A 20,689-nucleotide genomic window follows, 5' to 3' on the forward strand; every position below is an offset into this window, starting at 1 on the left:
TGTCCTATCCACACCCGCACAATACGGGGTTTAACCCTGCCGAATCTCCCCATCCTCTAATTCCACCACACGGTCGGCGATGTCCAGAATGCGGTAATCGTGGGTGACCAACAAGATGCTGGCGCCGGATTCCCGGGCGAGTTGTTTGAGGATGGTGACGGCTTCCTGTCCGCTTTGCTTGTCCAGCGATGCGGTGGGTTCGTCGGCGAGCACGATTTTGGGTTGGCCTGCCAATGCTCTGGCAATGGAGACGCGCTGGCGCTGACCGCCGGAGAGCTGATCCGGCTTGTAATGCAGCCGGTCGCCGAGACCGACGGCCGAGAGCATGTCGCTGGCGCGTTTGAGGCGTTCCGTTTCCGTCATGTGATCGAACATTTCCAGTGTCATGCTGACATTCTGTTGTGCGGTGAGCGATTTGAGCAGATTGTGTTGCTGAAAGATGTAACCAGTTTGCTGGCGGATATTGACCTTGGTTTGCTCGCTGCTGTTGATCAATTGTTCGCCAAGGACTTCAACGCTGCCGTCGAACGCCTGGCGCAGGCCGCCGACGATGGTCAGAAAGGTCGTTTTTCCGGAGCCGGAGGGGCCGGTCATTAAAACAATTTCACCTTTGCCGATTGCGATGGTGATGTTTTTCAGTACGGGTTGCGAGAGCTTGTCATGGCTGAAACTGAAGTTCAGCTGGCGGACGTCGATTGCGTGGGTCATCAGAACATGTCCGCGGGGTTGGCGTCTTTGAGTTTTCGGATCGCGAGGAATCCGGCAATAAAGCACATCGACAGAATGAAACCGAAAACCGTTGCGACTTTGGTAACCGTCATGGGCATGGGCATAAACATTTGCGACTCGGCCAGATGGTACAGGCTGATCGACAGGATAAAGCCCGGAATGAAACCCAGTACCGCGAGAAAAAACGCAGTGGCGAATACCAGGCGTACGAAATAGCTTTGCTTGTAACCCATGGCTTTCAGCGTGGCAAACTCGTAGCGGTGATTGACGATATCGGTAAACAGGATCTGGTAGACGATGACCAGGCCAACAACCAGTCCCATCACGGTGCCGAAACCGAAAATGAAACCGATCGGCGCGGTTTCAGACCAGTAATTTTTTTCGTATTGCAGCAATTCGTCAAAGGTGAAAATGTTGACGAACGGGTTGAGCTGCTGTTTAAGCTCAGCCTTAACCTGTTGGGCTTGTGCAGCCGATGCATCGGGGTGGAGCTTGATTACGCCCATGTCGATGCCGTCGGCGCGCCGGCCTGGAAAAATACGCAAAAAGTTCAGATCGCTGGTGACCACGTTACCGTCCGCAGCAAATGAGACACCCAGCCGGAACAGGCCGATAATGCGAATTTTATAGTCGTTGATTTCTGTTTGTGTGCGTCCGGCTTCAAGCAACCGGCGCACCGGCCCGAATTCAGGGCGGGAAAATTCGTCAAACATGACGGTGTCCTTGACCTGCAATGAATCCCGGTTGTTTCTGATGGTGTCGACAGCGAACAGCTCGGCGTCCGGGTCGAAACCGTAGACCATTAACGTGCGCTTGACTTGCGTTTCGATATTTTTAAACGGCGCGAGTCCCAGGTACAGAGGAGCGACTTCGGCAACCGCAGGATGACCGAGTGCGCGCATGAGTTCGCTGCGGTTGAATGCAACCGGCCGCCACATCGCCTCGCTTTGTTTGTGCATCAGAAATAAATCGCCACTCAGTTTGGTCGGCGCGGAAGCCGCGCTGGCGTACAGCGAATCCTTAAAACCCAGTTGCATGAACACCAGCACGCAGGCGAACAAAACGCCGGCGATTGCGGCGATCAGTTTGGCGCGGTCATGGATGAGCTGCCGCCAGGCCAGGCGTGCCGGGAAATAGCACCAGGAAAGCGCGTTCATGGACTAATCCGTACATGCACCTGACGGAAAATCTGGTGCTGCAGCTGGACGACTGCTGCCGGGTCGAGTGTAAGCCGCACTTCGACGATGCGATTATCTCTGTCCGCGAGTGGGTCAGTGTCGTTGAGATCGTTTTTGCGCACCAGATAGCCGATTTCACGCACCAGCGCGGTATAGGACTGGCTCATCCCGGCAGCGCTAATGGTCGCCTGCTGACCGATCTTGACGCGCGGCAGATCGGCTTCGTAGATTTCGGCTACGACATCGAGTTGTGTCAAATCCGCCATTTCCAGCAGACCATTGTCGTCGATGCGTTCGCCGGGGCGTGTCAGTATTTTTAATACAGTGCCTGCAATCGGCGCGCGGATGCGGGTGTTTTTCAATGCTTCTGCAGCAACGCGGCTTTCCGATTCGGCATGTGCGATTTCAGCGGTCAAACGCTTCAGATTTGCTTCCGACTGCGCAAACGCCATATATTTGGCATCCGCGAGCGAAATACTCGCCATCGAATCCTGCTTGAGCGACTGGAAGCGCAAGTGTTCCTTTCGATTGAAATCGAATGCGACCTGTTCGCTGTCGCGTTGCGCTTTCAGCACCTTGATGCGGGCTTGTGCCGTTTCGAGTTCCGCCTTTTTCTTGTCATGATCCGACAACGTTGCGAGCTCGTCGTCCGCTTCGACCCGATCACCTTCTGCAAAATGCAGTCGTTCCACCCGGGCGCCCTCGGGCCCTGCGTTATGGGATATTCTGATTACCCGTGAACGCGGTTCGATGCGGCCCAATGCACCGACGCCCTGGCTGTTATTGCGCGCTTCGGCGGTTGTTGCGGGCAGGTTTGCACTGAGTGCGATTAGCAGCAAAAACGGTAAAAGCAGTAAAGGCAGACGTGATGTTTTAGCGCGCATGGGTAGGTCTATGGTGTGTGAAGGCGACAATGGTGACGATGGCGGCGATGGTGTGGCGGATAAGATTACGATTGGATTACGATACTGTAGTTAAAACTTTTGCGCAAGCCGCAATCGGCTGCAATCGGCTTATCCGCCGCAGGTGCGATGCGTATCGTAGAAGCCGCAGTGATTCTGTGTTTTTTTTCATGCTCGCGTTTAATCCGGTTTTTGTATCTGACCGTCAGATGCCTGTTTGTTATTAAAAAATTTATCTCATTGTTCCAAATGACGAGATTGTTGGTGGCAGCACCACAAATTTGGATATTTATTTCAAATTGCAATAATTTTGGTATGTTTTTATTGAAATATGAAAGTAATGCTTGCATAATGCATTAATGATAGCGCGTCAACTTAAGAATGATCTGATCAGAATCCTGGGTGTCATGCCTGTGGTTGCGTTGCTGGGTCCGCGGCAGGTTGGCAAGACGACACTGGCACTTGAAATCACCCAGGACAACATCGGTAAACCTGTTTCATATCTGGATCTTGAACTGGATTCTGATTTTTCCAAACTGGCCGATCCAGAAAATTATTTGCGCCGTTTTGAAAATCAATTGCTGATTATTGACGAAGTGCAGCTCAAGCCCGACTTGTTTCGTATTTTGAGAGGGCTGGTCGACATTCGAAAACGGGCAGGGGAGAGGAATGCCCAGTTTCTGTTGTTGGGATCGGCTTCCCGTGATCTTTTGCAGCAAACTTCAGAAACACTGGCCGGGCGTATTCAGTTTCTGGAATTAAAGCCTTTATCCATTGTTGAAGTTCGGGCAGCGGATTCTCTGGGCTTTAACCCGGAAAAACTATGGTTTCGTGGCGGCTTTCCGGACAGTTATCTTGCAGCAAGTGATAATGAAAGCTGGGACTGGCGCTCCGCTTTCATCGCTTCTTACGTCGAGCGCGATATCCCGCAAATGGGCCTGCAAATCCCGGCTGCCAGAATGCGCCGTTTCTGGATGATGCTATCCCATTTTCACGGACAGCAGGTTAATTTGTCCAGTGTGGGGAAAAGCCTCGAAGTCAGTCACACAACCATACGCAACTATCTTGATATCCTGACTGATCTCTACATGATACGGCAAGTCCAGCCGTGGGCCGGCAATACAAAGAAGCGGCTTGTCAAATCACCCAAGATCTATGTGCGTGATACAGGCCTTCTACACCGCCTTCTGAACATATCCGATTATGAGGTGCTGTTAGGAAATCCCGTGCTTGGCTATTCATGGGAAGGATTTGTCATAGAAAACATTGTCGGTATGTTATCGGACAAATGGCGCTATAGTTATTATAGAACCACGGCACAGACAGAAATCGATCTGATTATAGAAGGGCCGCGCGCAGAAGTCTGGGCAATAGAAATTAAACGTACGGCTGTTTTGAAAGTTAAGGCAGCTTTTCATACCGCTTGCGCAGACATTGGCGCCACCAAAAAGTTTATCGTGTATTCCGGTACGGAAAGGTTCCCGGTCGCAGAAAATACAGAAGCCGTCGGTATTGTGGAATTTTTATCGCAGGACCTTGCAATTACCGGCCTGTAATCCCTGCTATGCTTTGTTAAGAATTCTTCATTAAAAGGTGAGCGTTCTATTTGTGTTCGGTCTTGCATTAATACATGCTCAGATATTCGTCAGGCCTATATTAGTAGTCTATAATTCTAGACCTGAACATTCCACAGGACAATTGGATCGGTTGCCTGCTGTGTTGGAGCGTGTTGCGAGCTAGGCAGAGAGGAAAATTTGAAGGCTGTTTTGCAAGACACGACCATGTGCGCCTACCCTATATGCCGCTTTGTATTGTATTGCAAGACGTGACTCAGGTCGGCTAATGGGTGACCCCATTTTTGCTTTCCAGATGGTGGGGCTAAACGCTTACGATCAAGTTGCGGATGAAGAACTTAGAAATATTTTTAAAAATTCGTGATTCGCGACCTGTCCCCTTCGATGCGTGCGACCTGTCCCCTTCGATGCTCGCCCTTCGATGCTCGCAAATACATATTGTTAATCATTCGCCGGAAATATAAAGGTATCCTGCCTTTAAGACAATAAGTTAATTCCTATCAGCCGCCTTGCGAGCACCTGGACGACAGGACAGGGCGCAGGCGAGGCGGCACTTGCTTGATAACCTGACTCAGCAAGCGCATAAATCCACAGGAGGACCCCGCCGGCGGAAACCGCAGCGCACAAAGGGGTTCGGTCTTGCATTAATACATGCTCAGATAATCGTCAGGCCTATATTCGTACGCTATTATTCCAGACCTGAACACCCCACAGTACAACTGGATCGTTTGCCAGCTACATTGGAGTGTGTTGCGAGCTAAGCGGAGAGGAAAATTTGAATGTTGTCTTGCAAGAAAAAAAACAATTATTGATGCGGTATGATTATACGCATTGAATAAACAAGGAGTAATGCGGATTGAAGTCGTAAAATCAGATTACGCAGTTTACGTGATAGACTTCCTCGACGCGCGATCAATCTCCTTTTTTCCTGAGTACATGAAGCCACAACGCTTAAATAACAATATTGATTCGCAGGCCGCGCTTACTACGGCCCGGGTTATTCATCGGAAAATCCTGATCCGGCTGTTTTTTGGCTGGCTGTTGCTTTGCATTGTGATTGGCGGAGCGATTTTATGGTCGGAAGTGCGCCGGTTTCAACAGTTTGTTCATCAACTGGCATTGCATGAATCAACCCTGCTCAGCGATGAAATATATTATGATCTGACGCATCTTGATACAACCGCGCAACAGCGCCTGACTAATCTTGCGCAGCAACTCGTGAGGCAGAATTTCCTTATTGTCGAACTGTATGACCGCAATAAACAACTCAGAGTGGAAGCAATTCGACCGGGAGAAGAAACGACAGAGAACTGGATTGACCAGCATCGTCATCAGTTTCCACAACGTGGCGCGTTTACGCACGAATTTCACTTGGTTAATGAGAAATTATTAATACTTGTACTCGTGCCCATAAAAGGCAACGAGAGCAAGTCGTTGAGTCCTGCAGGGTATTTCGAAGGCATCTACCAGGTCGATGAACAAACGCTGGATTCGATCATATCCGAATTGATCCGCACTGTGCTGTTTGTGTCCATCAGCATCACATTCAGCACACTGTTGATGTACCCCATTATTATGACACTCAATCGGGGATTGTTCCGGTTATCCGACGATCTTCTCATGGGAAATCTTGAACTCATGAATGTATTAGGATGCGCCATTGCCGAACGGGATTCGGATACCAACACCCATAATTACAGAGTAACCTACTACGCATTGCGGCTTGGTGAAACGATTGGTTTGCCACGCAATGAAATACGCAACCTGATTATGGGCGCCTTTTTACACGATGTCGGAAAAATCGGCATACGTGACCCGATTTTACTAAAACCTGGAAAATTGACGCCACAGGAATTCGAAATTATGAAAACACATGTGCTGCTTGGCGTGGATATTTTGAAACAGTCCAGCTGGATCAGTGGCGCACGGGATGTCGTCGAGTTTCATCATGAAAAATACGACGGCAGCGGTTATCCGAAAGGAGTCAGCGGTAATGCGATTCCTTTAAATGCACGTATATTCGCTATCGCAGATGTATTCGACGCCCTGACTTCCGAGCGGCCATATAAAACATCATGGCCGATAGATGAGGCGATAAATCTTATCATACAAAAAAGCAACCGGCACTTTGATCCAGGATTAATTGATGTTTTTGTCAACATTGCACCCGAAATTTATCATGAATTACGCAGCTTGGAAGAAACGCAAATGGTCAATAGGATAAAGCGCTGTATTGCCGGTCATTTTCTGACGGCGGCAGACTAATCCTATCATCCACATTCTCTTCCGGCTCGTATCTGGAGAGCATGCTGTCATAGCCTGCATATCGATTTGGATGATACGCTGTATGCTTTCTGTAGCTTTGGATTGCTATTAAAACTGCGTTTGAATTATGAATGTCTTAATCCATTGAAACATCTTTTTGAATTTGACCCAGTATTAAGTCACAGACTTCTCGTACGGCGCCATTTCCACCAGAATGCGTACTGACATAATGTGCCTGTTGCAAAATTTCAGGAACTGCGTCAGCTGGACAAAATGGAAATCCCACGTTCTTCAAACACTCCAGATCACAGAGATCATCACCCATATAGCCAATGTCTGTTAAAGGAATTTGCCAGTATTTTGCTTGTTCAGTTAAAAATTTGAGTTTATCTTTTATCCCTGGATAATACGCCTCAATACGAAGTTTTTTCATTCTTGCCGCGACTGCCGGGCTGTCTTCAGCACTGATCACGCAAAGTTTAATACCGTGTTCTTGCAGCCGCTGCATGCCATGCGCATCCCGGGTCTGGAATTTTTTCAGCGCCTCTCCCTCCGGGCTATAGTACATGCCACCGTCTGTCAATGTTCCATCTACGTCGAGCACCAAAGCTTTGAGTGTTGTAACATCGAACCGGTTTTTTAATTTTTTCTGCCGCAACAATAATTGTTCCACAATTACCCAGTCGATTTCATCATCAATTTCTACTGCGGTCTCAGGTGTCATTTCATAGATACCAATACGACCCCCCAGGCGATTACCATAATCTTCCAGAATTTTCGACCCCGTCATGTAAAAAGCGCCATTTTCCATGAGATAGCCTTCAAAGTCCTGGCGTCTGGGGCGTTTTAACGGATCATAATTGACCGGAGCACCCTCTCCGTTCCAGAAAAACCGTTTTGAACGTACCGCAGTCAATAAGGAATCCATATTGTTTTCCAGAAACATCTGTTTGGCGGCAATAAAATCGGCAGCGAGGGTTAAAGGGGAAGTTGCCTGAATCAGGCAGACAACATCGAAAGAATTTTTTTGTTGAAATTCGAGCATGGCGCTTTCAGTACTCGCGGTATCAGTGCAGGTTTCTGCAGATCGATCGAGGACGGTAACCATTGAAGAAAACTCATCGCGCACTTTGCTGCCGATTTTAGGTGAATCCGTAGCCACAAAAACTTCGTCAAAACATTTTGAGATGATTGCCTGCTCAAGGCTCCAGGCAAATAGTGGCCGGCCAGCTATGACACGAATATTTTTGTCGATAATCGATTTGGAATGTGCCCTCAACGGCATAAAAGCAACCCAGCGCATCAGTCGAAGTGAATCCCTGAGATACGTTTGAGTTTCTTGCGCTGAGGGGCTTCGATTTCCATAATGTCGGTTGTTTTGTATGTCAAGGCTGCTGAAACGGCTTGTGTATCCCGGGTTAAACGGCGCAAGCCATCCGGTTCCAGCGAAGCGGCATGATCGGTTCCTTTCCACGTTCTGTCCAGCGTAAAATGTCGTTCAATCCAGCGTGCTCCCAGCGCCACGGCTGCGCTGTCAACGGCAATGCCAAGGTGGTGCCCGGAAAAACCTATTTCTTTTACGCGCTTGTCGTATTGTGTGTGCAGTTTTTGCAATTCAAGCAAGCAGACCTGATCAAAAGGTACCGGATAACCGGATGTACAGGCATATAACACGACACGCCTGGCGCTATTAAATTTTTCCATAAATGTAACAATCTGGTCTGTTTCGGAAGGCGTCGTCATGCCAAGCGAAATATGAATATCGCCTTTATAATCGCGGGCAAGATATTCCAGCATGGCAAAATTGAGATTGCATGCCGATGGTATTTTAATAAAATCAGGTTCCAGGCCCGCAATTTGTTTTGTAGAAGTTAGATCCCAGACGGATGTTGAATAGCCTATTTTTAAGCTTTCACAATACTGCTTGAGTTGTCGGTGTTGATCAACATCGAATTCCAGAAATTCCCGATGTGCACCATAGGTCTCACCGTAACTGTTTTGTGGATTAGGGTGGGGTGCATTGTATTCTTCGGGTGAAAGCAGCTCCTTATTCGAACGTTTCTGAAATTTGACGAAATCGCATTTTGCAAAAGTTGCTGCAACGCCTATCATTTCCTTTGCAATTTCGATATTTCCCTTATGATTACAGCCGATTTCCGCCACTACTTTAGGTGCTTTCATATCAATTCCCGTCACTCAATTTACGCCAACACTATTGATACAGTTCATGCAATAGCGTTACGTACTGATTCTAAAAATATGTTTTGAGAATTCTTCAACATGAATATTTTCAAAACGCCCCAATAAACTACCCAGTTGCGCAATTCTATGCTCGATATCGGCTACGGATAATTCCGGAAATCGATGATCATGATAAGCTGAACGATTAGGACCGGGCTTGTGCATATTGATGTATGTCAGCGCAGTTTTTACCTTGGTGAATAGCCACCCCTGCAGGTAATTAAACGTAGATTGCGCAGGGGGTTGTTTTTCCTTGTATCCATTGGCCTCCAGAATGTCAAGAATTCTTTCGCATGCGAACGGACCATTGCGTGCCGCCAAATAATAATTGATGAGATCAAGACGCTCCTTTCCATCTGCCGCGCCAATTTCACCATTGTGTATCCTGGACAATGTTTCTTGTAATTGTGAAAAATTGAAACATTGATGACTTAATTTTGTTGGTAGGCCCTGGAAGTCATAGTCGTAGAATTCATTCAATGTCGCCAGATAGGAAACTGCGGGAACACCCAAAACATAGGCTTCAAGCCCTGTTGTGCAGCCATTGTGGACCAGTGCCTCACTCGCCAGAAGCCAGGGTATGACATTGCCTTCGGTGATCACCTTGACCCGATTGCATTGCGCCGCGATATCGTGATAGAGCTTCTGATTTTCACTGGGATGCGGACGGACTATGATATTGAGATCCGGAAATGCGTTTTCGAGCGCAGGTATCAGTTGTTTGAAGTCCTCCAATACCGCCAGTTTATGTTCGTGCAGACCTTCAGCGAATGCCATGCTCATGCCTGCACCGGATTGACCCAGGCGTTTGGGTTGCTGCGAATCCTGGGCGGGTAAAAACAAGCCGATATTGGGAATGTATGGATTGACATCGCTGAAATTCGTGTTGATAAGAATAAAATTTCCATATCGCTGTTTTAGTGCTTTAGCGACTGCATCAAAGTAAGGGCGAAGCTCCGTTCGCAGCATGTCGCCGCGCGGATTGCCTGTGACATGAATGGGGAGATTTGTTGGTAACTCGGGATAGTTCTTTAATAAATCAACATTTTCCTGACCCCAGGCAAACACGTGAGAGACATTTCTGACCGTTACCGGGGATAACCGGAGTGTGAAATAAGTTTCCGCAGGCGGATGGACAAGTGCTTCTTCCTCCCAGGCGACAATGTCATGACCGAGTTTACGCAAGATGAGAAACATTAAATTACTTAAATGACGCATGCTTTTTGCCAGATAAACACCGCGCGGAATCGAGGCAGCCTGAAAGTGTATGTACGCCCGCGATCCAATGATGACGGGAAATCCGCGCTCGGCCGCGAAACAGGCCAGTAATAGCTTCGCATCCAGTTCGCGCACCTGGCTTTCTACAGGAATAATGAGCGTTGAGGCGGAATTTTGCATATGGTGATTGCGTTTCCTTTATGATTGATGAATAGCAAGGTCTTTTTGTTCGGCCGTTAAAGTTGCTTCATTTTTAAGCATATTCCAGCAATTTGTGAACTGATTGAAAATCGATGGATTGCTGGTAATAACGATAATTTCATGATTTAGCCAGAACGAAGGTTTGGTCCAGTTAAAACTGCCAAATATGGACCAAACCTGGCCGCTGTTTTCAACCAAAACAAACTTGAGGTGCATCGGAGCGCCGCCGGGGATGTCTGCGCGTCTGAACCGGATACCGGCATTAATTAATCGCTGTTCGATATCTGGCGTCACGCGCCGGTGTGTTGATTCTGCGATAATTTCGACTTCAGCACCGCGCCGGGCCAATTCAATCATGATGTCGGCGGCATGGGTTGCTCTGATATGGGAAGCGGCAATTCGCACACGTGCTCCAGTCCCAAGCTGGTTCAAAAACTGCACAACCGGATGCGACCGTATACTCGGCAGGAAATGAATCGTGGTATCTGAGCTTTTGAACACGTGGTTTGCATCATCAGTGAATCGGTAAAATAAACCGGGTGACGTCTGATGCATGCGGCGAACGTGTTCAATGAGATGTTGCACAAGCTTTGGTTCAACGATTCCTGCCAGAACATTGTAACCCCGATCCTGGTCACCGATTTCACGAATGATTTCCGGCTGCGATTCGGGGCTGTTACCGGAAGGATTGTAAGAACCGACAAAAGCTATGGGCCTGGGATGCGAGAAACAGTAAAGTTTTTCGTGTAATTGCGGTTTCCAGGCTCTTCCGGGCGGCGCAGGGATACCCGGAAAATTGACCACTTTAAGTCCGTTGCCCAGCCCATTTTTCCCGGAAAGCATTTTAATCACGACCTGATTTGCATCTGAAACACGGGGTGCGGCCGGCAGAATTACCGTTACTTTAACGCCTTTCTTATGTGCCTGGATCAGCGATTCGGCCAATCTGATATCGCGAAAATAATAGGTCACCCAGTCTATTTCACCACCTGGTGGTACAGCAGAAACGTGACTGGCCAGCACATCTCGCAAATAACCTGCCGGTTTGGACGGGTTGCCGAAATGTATTTCAAATGATTCCGACGTGTTCATTAGCATGCTATACCTATCTTCCGTTGTTCATATGATCATATGACTGATTATGATAAAGCACGAATCTGTTTCATAAATATAAAGCCCACTATGACAAATGGTTAATCAACCTACCCTACAAGTTTATGGTATACGGTTGCAACTCCTAAAAACATACGTGTTAATACTTAGCCATTGAAAAAGTGCAGAACTTTTGATCAAAATTAAAAAGAAACACGCTGGATTTTAGCAAACCGTTTGTTACATTTTTGTGAAATAGGCGCCGCGAATAAAAGAATAGCTTGCAAACAGGACGGAATTAATGTGATATTTAACCACAGCCAGTTTTTGAGAGATTAAAATCAAATTCGTTTTTTTATGAGAAAAGCGCTTTTTTTTCTTCGCCACTACAACGACATTGATCACATTACACCGGTCATAACCAAATGGGTTGAATCGGGGAATAGTTGCGATATCGTATTATTGAAGAAAGCCAAGCTTGCTGATGATTTCCGTATTCAATTCTTGAATTCACTCAATGGCGTAAGAATAGCCCGCCTGTTCGAGATTTTGCCTCTGCATCAATTTGTCGGATGGCAACTGCAAACCATTCTGTTAAATCAGCGTCTGCGCCGCTCATTTTTTGGCGCATGGATGAATGCGTTGACCTCGATTTACGATACTCAAAAACGCATGCGTATATGGGATGCTGTTTCCGAGAGGCTGTTAAAGCGAAGTTTCGCGGATCAAGCTGGAGGTGTAGTGGTATTCGACTGGATCACCCGAAATTCGCCGGTATGCCTGGAATGGGTTGAGACTATCGTGTCGATGGCGCATGCGAGGGGACTGGGTGCAGTGTCGCTGCCGCATGGTGACAGCCCGCATGCCAGTCAACTGATTCGGCATGGCGAATGGCGCCTGGCGCCTGACGATATGTATTCTGCCGGGCGGATATTCAACAAGCTTGTGGTACCCAATGCGCTGTGTGCGACGCGCTTCCAGCCTTTCATGGCTGAAGCATCGCTGGCAGTACTTGGCTCGCCGCGCTACTGTGACGAGTGGCTGCTCAGACTCAAAATGATCATTCCGCCTTCCCCGTTGAAAAATTCCGATAGCCGGCTGAAACTCGTCTTTTTCCTCAGAAAAGACGATTTTACGATTTTTTGGGAAGAAGTCGGTGAAGTAATTCATCTGATCGCTGCCTTCCCAGGCACAGAATTAATCATCAAACCGCATACACGCGGCGGCTGGCGGCAGTCTTTAACCCGTGACAAGACATTGTTAAAGCTTCAGAATGTGCGCATCGCTGAAGACAACGCGCATTCGACACATTTAATGGATTGGGCCGATGTCATGATCGATTTGGCAACGTCTGTGGTATTTGAAGCGGTCAAGGCGGGAAAACCGGTGCTGGCGGCGGATTACTTGCATGCTGGAAGATCGACTATAGCAGACTATATGCCGGAGACCGAACTGAAATGCCGCGATGATGTGTATCATAAGATTGACACCTTTCTGCAGAAAGGTTGCGATGCTTTTTATGTTGAAGCCCATCGGCAGCGATTTATCCAGGAAGTGATTGACGGCCCGGATGCAGATGTGCTGCCGCGTTATGTTGCTTTGCTGAAAGAACAGGCGGGAGGTTTGCAAGAATAGTCTCGAAAAACGGATTATTATGATAATACGCGCAGTTAAATTGATTGATTGTAATTTAATCACCATCGTGTGAAAGGGTATTGATGAATAGTTGGGATAGTGGATTCCGGGGCAGACCGGGACAGGGAATGTCGCATACGCCGAGTTTTGGCGGGGCTTCCAGTTTTTTTCGAGTACCTTACCAGGCCGATCTGACGGATGTGGATGTGGTTGTCTCAGGGGTTCCGATGGATATCGCCACAACCAATCGATCAGGCGCACGTCTGGGACCGCGCGCGATACGCAATGCATCGCTGTCGCTGGCGTGGGAGCGTCCCTGGCCGTGGCAGGTGGATCCGCTCGCCGTGTTACGGGTGGTTGACTATGGTGATTGCGAGCCGGTGGGCGATAATCTGCTGGATGTATCTCACATTGAGAAGCATTTCGAGCAGATTATTCATGCGGGTGCGGCATCGCTGATGCTGGGTGGGGATCATTTCATGACTTACCCCAGTCTGCGGGCGCATGCCGCTGCATATGGCACGATCAGCCTGATTCATTTTGATGCGCATACGGATACCTGGCCTTCGATTGACAAAGATGTCAATCATGGCACCATGTTTTACCATGCAGCGCGTGAAAATATCGTCAATCCTTCGACATCCACACAGATCGGCATCAGGACGATTAATGACGATACCATGGGATTCAATATCGTGTCAGCGGCCGATGTATACCATACGCCAGGTGCTGAAATTGCCCGACAGATACGTGAACGTGTAGAGGGTACACCGGTTTATATTACGTTTGATATCGATTGCCTGGACCCTGCATTTGCGCCGGGTACAGGTACACCGGTACCGGGTGGCCTTTCCACCTTTCAGGCATTGAACATTATCCGTGAATTGCGCGGTATCAATCTGGTCGGTATGGATGTGGTCGAAGTCGCGCCAGCGTATGATCATGCCGAAATTACAGCACTTGCAGCGGCGCAGATAGCGATTGAACTGCTATGTCTTTTCGCTGAAAACCGTGGACAACCCAAAGAATGAAACACTCTTTTCATGCGTGACGATACTGTGAACTCTCAATGGAGTTGTGCCGATTCCCAGGTACTGTACGCCATGGACAGCTGGTCGGATGGATTTTATTCGGTAAACGAGCGGGGCAACGTTTCGGTTTGTTCCAATCCGGATCAGACACTTGCAATTGATGTGATGGACGTCATCCGCGCCGCACGCGCGGAAGGGGTTGCCTTGCCCATGCTGATTCGTTTTCAGGACATCATCAATCATCGCGTACGGCGTCTCAATATTCAGTTTCAGGAAACCATACGGGAATGCGGCTATGAAGGCACTTACCGTAGCGTTTATCCGGTCAAGGTCAATCAGTTGCATGAAGTGGTCGATGAGATTCTGGATGCTGGCCGGGAATTCAATATCGGCCTTGAATGCGGTTCCAAAGCAGAACTGCTGGCAACATTGCCGCTCGTGGGTGACACGACACTGCTGTTGTGTAACGGCGTTAAAGACACTGTCATGCTGAATTTGATGTTGAACGCCCAGCAGCTTGGGCAACAGGTTGTGCCGATTATCGAAAAATATTCAGAATTTGATCAGTTGATGGCGCTGGCTAAAACACGTGCCGTGAAACCGCGTCTGGGTGTTCGTCTGAAGCTGAGCACGCGGGGATCGGGGCACTGGTCTGAGTCGGGTGGCGCACGCTCCAAATTTGGGCTCACTGTGCCTGAATTGGTCAAGGCGGTACGGTTGCTTGAAAGCCTGGAACTGACTGAGCAACTCGAACTGCTGCATTTTCATCTGGGTAGCCAGATTTCCGATATTCAGGTGTTGCGCAGCGCGGTCAAGGAAATCACGCAGATTTATGCAGATCTGGTGTTGCGCGGATTGAAGATCAAGTATCTGGATGTCGGTGGCGGACTGGGCGTTAATTATGGCGCCGGTTACAACAATCCGGACAGTTTTATCAATTACGGTTTAAGCGAATATGCCAACGTCGTTGTTTATACCGTCAAGGAAATCTGCGATGCACGTCAGGTGCCCGTTCCGGATCTTTTGTCGGAAAGCGGACGTGCGCTGACCGCGCATCATTCCCTGCTTGTCGTTCCTATTCTGGGCGTGCATAAGCCTGACAGTCCGCCGTTGGCGGATACTTCTGACGATGCGCCAACTATCGTTGAACGTTTGCACAGGGTGTATCGGGAAGCGGAACTGAATGAGGAAGCCGAGTCGCTGCTTGAGTGTTATCACGAAGCGCAGGTGATCAGAGAGGAGGGGGAACAAATGGCGCGATTGGGTTACCTGCCCGTCGAACATTTGGCGCAGCTGGATGCCCTCTACTGGAGTGTTTGCCGGGTCGTGCTGCGCAAGCTGAGTGCAGCAGAATTAAACCCTGTTCCCGCTGAACAGCTGGAACTCGAAAAGCAGCTTACCGATCTCTATCTGGGCGGGTTTTCGGTGTTCCATTCGATTATCGATCACTGGGCAATCGGACAGGTTTTTCCGGTCATGCCGTTGCACAGGTTGCTTGAAAAACCGGAACGCAGAGGACAGCTTGTGGATCTGACCTGCGATTCCGATGGCAAGGTCAGTCAATATATCACATCATTGGGCACGGTTAATTATCTTCCCTTGCATGATTTTCGTTCCAATGAATCGTATTATCTGGGCATTTTTCTTGTCGGTGCCTATCAGGAAATACTTGGCGACGCGCATAACCTGTTCGGGCGCGTGGATGAAGTGCATGTTTACGCGAATGCGGAAGAAGAAGGCGGATTCTGGATAGAGGAATTGTTGAAAGGTGTCAGCGTCAAGGACATGCTAAGCCAGGTGCAGTATTTTCCCAATGATCTGGACCGGCGCATGTCCGAGTTTGTCCGCCGTCAGGTCAATGCCGGGCGCATCAGGCCGACGGATGGCACCCGGATTCTGTCGATTTATAACCGCCATCTGGAAGACACGACATACTGTAATGCCCGTGAAAGCACCCTGTAATCCCATCCTGGTGTGAGCTTTCCGGGATAAGGGAAGCTCCTTTTGGTAAGGAGAGGTGGCGGCATTGAATACGATTGAGCATGTTGACGAAACGCGTCGGTTTTTTGATTAATCCGATAGCTGGCATGGGCGGGCGGATCGGATTGAAAAGCACCGATGGCATGGTTGATGAAGCCCGCTCACGGGTGCCCAGCCGATAACCCAGCAGCGCGCAACGGGAACAATCACTGACTTGTACGATTGTTACAGGCTGCGTAGCGTTTTTTGAAACTACCAAAGGGGTTCGGTCTTGCCAAAGGCGAGTACGGGCTTGTTTTCTTTCTTGCTTTCTTGTGTAAGCCAGAGAGTGCAAAGCGTAACTTCAACTAGACAGCTAGCGTTTGTTTCACGATGCACTTGTCCTGCGATCAGTTGTTATGATAACAAACGGCGCTTAGTTCAGATTTTTTTCTGTATCTTAGGTTGTTCGGCCGCAGGAGGGGTCACTGCTGATGCAACAACACCCAGACAAAAAATTACCGCAAGCGTAAAAACTGATAAAATTACAAAAGATTTCATATGAACTGCTCCTTCAATTTTTATTAGAGAAGCAAAGCAGTTTAACTAAACTATTACGTGATTCATATGAGAGATACTATTATTCTTCACTAAGGGAAACAATTAGATTTTATTATTTCTTCTAGTCGAATCACTTGCCGAGACATCAGATAAAATTGTTAGAGATCACAGAGGGGGCAAGTCTCTGATCAAAAAATAAGCGAGAAGGATTATACCCATTAGTTCAAAGAAGCCTATGCTGTTAACAACAGAATCAAGCTGAATTCCAGCGTGTTTATGTGGTAGTAACACACTCTTTCCCAGCTATAAAACCCACTTACTTCCTAACCTTCTCCCACAACTTCTCCAGCCGCTTCACCGAAACCGGCAGCGGGGTTTTGAGTTCCTGGGAAAACAGTGAAATTCTGAGCTCCTCAATCTGCCAACGAAATTCAGCTAAATTTAAGTCATCGATCCCCAGTTTCTGATGTTTCTCGCGGCACTGTTCATAACGCATCCAGAGTGTTTTGATTTCTGCAGCATGCTGTTCGTCGCGCAGCAGGTTGTGGGTTGACTTCTCGAGACGTACGCGCATGCCTTTGAGGTAGCGCGGAAAATGTTTCAGCCGTTCCCACGGCGTGTCACTAATAAAGCCGGGGTAAATCAGGTGGCTGAGCTGATCGTCGAGTTCTGTTTTTATTCTCGGATTGATCTGTTTCATCGTTGAGCGGCATTGCGCCAGATCATGGTACGCCGCGCCGATTTCGCTGAGTGTTTGCGTGTAGTTCTCGATAACCTGCGGCAATCGTTCCCTGGCTGTTGGAAATTGTTCGATAAACGCTTGTTGCGTTCTGGGGAGCGGGCCATTGCCGATAAACGCCCGGTCGGTAATGGTGGCGAGAAGATTCTGTTTCAGATCGCCCGGATTGATGCAGGTGGACAGTTGCAGCGCGGCCTGCCGGAAACCGGGGATGCTTTTATCGAGCTGTTTCATGCGTTCCCTGAATTCAAATTGCATCAGGCGGCAAATGCCGCCGCGCATGGCAAGGTCGGCGGCAGCGCGGGTGTCGAACAGACGGATCGCCACATGATCTGTTTCATCGACCAGCGCTGGATAACCGATGAGTTTGCATCCGTTACGGGTAAACGTCATCTCTTCAGGCAGATCGCCGAAATCCCAGCGTTTGATATCGTCGCGTTCGATGTCGATTTTTTCATCGTCTAGACTTAATTGCCGGAAAGTGGTCTGTGCCGCGCCGCCGAATTTCTCTTGCAGTTCTTCAAGGTTGCGGCTCATGGCGAGTTCCTCGCCGGCTTCATCGACGATGCTGAAATTCATCAACAAATGCGGCGGCAGGGCTTTGTCTGCCCAGGTATCAACGGGAATGGCGAGCGTCGTTTTTCGCAATATGAACTTTGCCAGCGCATCGTGAAGTGCAGAATCTTTTGCGGAAACAGACTGCCATTGCAAAAATTCGGTCACCGATTCGGGAATCGGCACGAGCAGGCGGCGTATCTGTTTGGGTAATGCTTTGAGATACCAGGTCACTTTTTCACGAATCAGTCCGGGCACCAGCGTTTCAAACTGCTGCGCATCCAGCCGGTTGAGTACGGACAAGGAAATGGTGACGGTAACGCCGTCAAGGAGATGCCCCGGATCGAAACGGTAGTTCAACGGAAAGACGCTGCCGTCAGATAAGACAAACTGTTCGGGAAACTGGGTTTCAACGGCGTCTCCCTGACGACGTATCAATAAATCGCGGTCGAGGTGCAGCAGTTTCGGGTTTTCTCGCTCGGCCAATTTGCGCCATTTTTCAAAACCGAAACCGTTATAGATTTTCTGCGGAATCAGCACATCGTAAAACGCAAAAATTTCCGTGTCGTCGACCAGCACATCCTGCCGCCGGGTTTTGTGCTCGAGTTCTTCAATGTCTTTGACAAGTTGCTGATTATGCCGGAAAAACGGTGCTTTGGTGACATATTCACCGGCAACCAGCGCGCTGCGGATAAAGATTTCGCGTGATTCGACTGGATTGATCCGGCCATAGTGTATCGGTCTTTTGGTTACTATCGGCAATCCATACAAGGTAATGCGTTCATAGGCGATCACTTCGGCGCGCTTTTTTTCCCAGTGGGGTTCGAAGTAATGGCGTTTGCACAAACTTCCCGCGATTTTCTCCAGCCATACCGGATCGATGCGCGCAACGCCGCGTCCATAGAGCTTGCTGGTTTCTACCAGTTCGGCACAGACCGCCCATTTGGCCTTGGCCTTCCCTTTTTTTAACGCCGAACCGGGAAATATCGAGAACTTGATGCCGCGCGCGCCCAGGTATTCGCCTTCTTTTTCCGTTTTTAGACCAATATTGCCGAGCAGTCCCGCGAGCAGGGCGCGGTGTATTTCATCGTAGGTCGCCGGAACTTCGTTCGGCCTGAAACCGAACTCCTTGATCAGCACATGAAGTTGATTATGGATTTCGCGCCATTCGCGCAGACGGCGGTAAGACAAAAAATGATCGCGGCACTGTGCGATCAGTTTGCGGTTGGATTTTTTGTGTTTCAGGAGTTTGTCAAAAAACTCCCACAATTTCAGATAGCCCATGAAATCGGAACGTTCATCGATAAACCGTCGGTGCGCCTGATCGGCTGCGTTTTGATGCTCGAACGGCCTGTCGCGTGGGTCTTGCAGACTCAATGCCGATGCGATGATGAGCACCTCTTGCAGGCAGTTTTCCTGTTTCGCCGCGAGCACCATGCGTGCGATTCGCGGATCGATTGGAAATTTCGCCAGTTGCCAGCCGAGCCGCGTCAGTTGTTTGTCTTCGTCAACGCCGCCGAGCTCCGCGAGCAACTGATAACCATCGGATATCATGCGTGAAGAGGGCGGTTCCAGAAACGGGAAGCTTTCAACGTCGCCAATTTTGAGGGACTTCATGCGCAAAATCACGGACGCCAGTGATGAGCGCAGGATTTCGGGTTCGGTAAATTCCGGCCTTGCCTGAAAATCGTCTTCCGAATACAGCCGGAAGCAGATGCCGCTGGCAACACGCCCGCAGCGTCCCGCGCGCTGATTGGCCGAAGCGCGTGAAATCTTTTCGGTGTGCAATTGCTCGACTTTGTTGCGGTAGCTGTAACGGTTGATGCGCGCCCAGCCGCTGTCTATGACGTAGCGAATGCCGGGCACGGTCAGCGAAGTTTCCGCGACGTTGGTTGCCAGAACAATGCGGCGCGCCTGGCCGGTCTTGAAAATGCGCTCCTGTTCGCTGAACGACAGGCGCGCAAACAGCGGCAATATTTCCACGCCGGGAACGCCGGATGTGTTGCGGTCGAAATGATGTTTGCGCAGCGTTTCGGCGGTTTCGCGGATTTCGCGTTCACCCGGCAGAAAAATCAGCATATCCCCCGATTGACCCATTTGCATGATCTCATCGACCGCATTGAGAATTTTCTGCTGCATGTCGAGATCTTCATCATCCGGTACGACCGGTTGATAACGGATTTCTACCGGATAGGTGCGGCCGGAAACTTCAATCACCGGTGCATTGCTAAAATGCCTGGAAAAACGCGCTGCATCGATGGTGGCGGAGGTGACGATTAGCTTGAAATCGGGTCTTGACGGTAACAGGCGGGTGAGATAACCGAGCAGAAAATCGATGTTCAGGCTGCGCTCGTGCGCTTCGTCTATGATAATGGTGTCGTAAGCCAGCAGTTTGGGATCATTCTGCGTTTCCGCCAGCAGGATACCGTCGGTCATAAGTTTGATGTAGCTGCCTGGGCTGATCTTATCCGAGAATCGCACTTTGTACCCCACAGCCTGGCCAAGTTCAGTGTTCAGTTCTGCGGCAATGCGTTTGGCCACCGAGCGTGCTGCAATCCGGCGCGGCTGGGTATGGCCGATCATGCCGTTTACGCCGCGCTCAAGTTCCAGGCATATTTTGGGCAGTTGTGTCGTCTTTCCCGAACCGGTTTCACCGCAAAGAATGACAACCTGATTTTGCGCAATCGCGCGTTTAATGTCTTCCCGTTTGACTACGACGGGAAGTTCATCGTTGTAAACCGGTTTGGGTAACTGTGCAAGACGGTGTGCCTGCACGTCGGCTGTTCCCTGTTTCATGAATCGGATGATA

At 49.2% G+C, this 20,689-nt stretch carries 14 protein-coding genes; 6 read left to right on the top strand and 8 right to left on the bottom strand.

Annotated elements, in window-relative coordinates; translation table 11 throughout:
- Nucleotides 1-30: 30 nt before the first annotated feature.
- The 3 genes from MRK00_07795 to MRK00_07805 are packed head-to-tail and all read right to left on the bottom strand — an operon-like array spanning nt 31 to nt 2,791.
- Nucleotides 31-708 (bottom strand): ATP-binding cassette domain-containing protein, encoded by a 678-nt coding sequence (locus MRK00_07795; protein MDR4517272.1) that lies wholly within the window; start codon nt 706-708, stop codon nt 31-33.
- A complete protein-coding gene (gene devC, locus MRK00_07800) occupies nt 708-1,886 on the bottom strand; it encodes an ABC transporter permease DevC (protein ID MDR4517273.1) in 1,179 nt (392 codons plus the stop codon). The genes MRK00_07795 and devC overlap by 1 nt, the downstream gene beginning before the upstream one ends.
- Nucleotides 1,883-2,791 (bottom strand): efflux RND transporter periplasmic adaptor subunit, encoded by a 909-nt coding sequence (locus MRK00_07805; protein MDR4517274.1) that lies wholly within the window; start codon nt 2,789-2,791, stop codon nt 1,883-1,885. The genes devC and MRK00_07805 overlap by 4 nt, the downstream gene beginning before the upstream one ends.
- A gap of 17 nt (nt 2,792-2,808) precedes the next feature.
- Here MRK00_07805 and MRK00_07810 point away from each other — a divergent pair, with 17 nt between their 5' ends.
- From MRK00_07810 to MRK00_07820, 3 genes are all read left to right on the top strand, one after another.
- Complete coding sequence (locus tag MRK00_07810; protein MDR4517275.1) at nt 2,809-3,036, top strand: hypothetical protein; 228 nt, start codon at nt 2,809-2,811, stop codon at nt 3,034-3,036.
- A 132-nt stretch (nt 3,037-3,168) separates the two neighbouring features.
- Nucleotides 3,169-4,365 (top strand): ATP-binding protein, encoded by a 1,197-nt coding sequence (locus tag MRK00_07815; protein MDR4517276.1) that lies wholly within the window; start codon nt 3,169-3,171, stop codon nt 4,363-4,365.
- Nucleotides 4,366-5,319: 954 nt separating this feature from the next.
- Nucleotides 5,320-6,648: an HD domain-containing protein gene (locus MRK00_07820; GenBank protein ID MDR4517277.1), complete on the top strand. Its 1,329-nt coding sequence runs from the start codon at nt 5,320-5,322 to the stop codon at nt 6,646-6,648.
- Between the two features lie 136 nt (nt 6,649-6,784).
- Here MRK00_07820 and MRK00_07825 read toward each other — a convergent pair whose 3' ends face one another.
- Genes MRK00_07825 through MRK00_07840 form a run of 4 tightly spaced genes read right to left on the bottom strand, consistent with a single transcriptional unit; the run spans nt 6,785 to nt 11,406 of the window.
- Nucleotides 6,785-7,951, bottom strand: a complete 1,167-nt coding sequence (locus MRK00_07825) for an N-acylneuraminate cytidylyltransferase (GenBank protein ID MDR4517278.1) — start codon at nt 7,949-7,951, stop codon at nt 6,785-6,787.
- Complete coding sequence (locus MRK00_07830; protein ID MDR4517279.1) at nt 7,951-8,829, bottom strand: N-acetylneuraminate synthase family protein; 879 nt, start codon at nt 8,827-8,829, stop codon at nt 7,951-7,953. Before MRK00_07830 ends, MRK00_07825 begins: the two co-directional genes overlap by 1 nt.
- A gap of 57 nt (nt 8,830-8,886) precedes the next feature.
- Nucleotides 8,887-10,287 (bottom strand): hypothetical protein, encoded by a 1,401-nt coding sequence (locus MRK00_07835; GenBank protein ID MDR4517280.1) that lies wholly within the window; start codon nt 10,285-10,287, stop codon nt 8,887-8,889.
- 18 nt (nt 10,288-10,305) lie between these two features.
- Nucleotides 10,306-11,406 carry a phospholipase D-like domain-containing protein gene (locus MRK00_07840; GenBank protein MDR4517281.1) on the bottom strand — a complete coding sequence of 367 codons (1,101 nt, stop codon included), beginning with the start codon at nt 11,404-11,406 and terminating at the stop codon, nt 10,306-10,308.
- 351 nt (nt 11,407-11,757) lie between these two features.
- On the opposite strand from MRK00_07840, the gene MRK00_07845 reads away from it, so the two are divergent.
- From MRK00_07845 to speA, 3 genes are all read left to right on the top strand, one after another.
- Nucleotides 11,758-13,035: a hypothetical protein gene (locus tag MRK00_07845; protein MDR4517282.1), complete on the top strand. Its 1,278-nt coding sequence runs from the start codon at nt 11,758-11,760 to the stop codon at nt 13,033-13,035.
- 83 nt (nt 13,036-13,118) lie between these two features.
- Complete coding sequence (gene speB, locus MRK00_07850) at nt 13,119-14,066, top strand: agmatinase (GenBank protein MDR4517283.1); 948 nt, start codon at nt 13,119-13,121, stop codon at nt 14,064-14,066.
- Between the two features lie 12 nt (nt 14,067-14,078).
- Nucleotides 14,079-16,028 carry a biosynthetic arginine decarboxylase gene (gene speA / locus MRK00_07855; protein MDR4517284.1) on the top strand — a complete coding sequence of 650 codons (1,950 nt, stop codon included), beginning with the start codon at nt 14,079-14,081 and terminating at the stop codon, nt 16,026-16,028.
- An 874-nt stretch (nt 16,029-16,902) separates the two neighbouring features.
- Here speA and hrpA read toward each other — a convergent pair.
- On the bottom strand, nt 16,903-20,676 hold the full coding sequence (hrpA, locus tag MRK00_07860) for an ATP-dependent RNA helicase HrpA (protein MDR4517285.1): 3,774 nt from the start codon (nt 20,674-20,676) through the stop codon (nt 16,903-16,905).
- Nucleotides 20,677-20,689: the final 13 nt, after the last annotated feature.

The sequence above is a fragment of the Nitrosomonas sp. genome, assembly GCA_031316255.1.
Classification (GTDB): Bacteria; Pseudomonadota; Gammaproteobacteria; order Burkholderiales; family Nitrosomonadaceae; genus Nitrosomonas.